The organism is Marinobacter iranensis, from assembly GCF_029207565.1.
Lineage (GTDB): Bacteria > Pseudomonadota > Gammaproteobacteria > Pseudomonadales > Oleiphilaceae > Marinobacter > Marinobacter iranensis.
Genome location: NZ_JANCMW010000151.1, coordinates 1 through 272, shown reverse-complemented (window position 1 = coordinate 272; position 272 = coordinate 1). Strand labels below are relative to the sequence as shown.

General features: G+C 70.2%; 1 protein-coding gene. It reads right to left on the bottom strand.

The genetic code is table 11. From position 1 onward, the window contains the following. On the bottom strand, positions 1 to 272 hold a 272-nt coding region (locus NLU14_RS21825), incomplete at both ends, for an aldehyde dehydrogenase family protein (protein WP_275710560.1).

Sequence of the window (272 nt, the reverse complement as noted above, 5' to 3'; positions counted from 1 at the left end):
AGCGGGGTCCCGGCCGATCCCATGGGCACGATCGCAGCCGGCGCCGCGCCCACCAGCCGCCCGAGATAGAGCGGCCCGCCCGCCTTGGGGCCGGTGCCCGAAAGCCCGCACCCGCCAAAGGGCTGCACCCCGACGATCGCACCGATCACGTTGCGGTTCACATAGAGATTGCCCGCCTTCACGCGCGCGGTCACTTCGGCGACCGTTTCGTCGAGCCGGGTGTGCAGGCCGAAGGTGAGGCCATAGCCGGTGGCGTTGATCGCATCGATCAG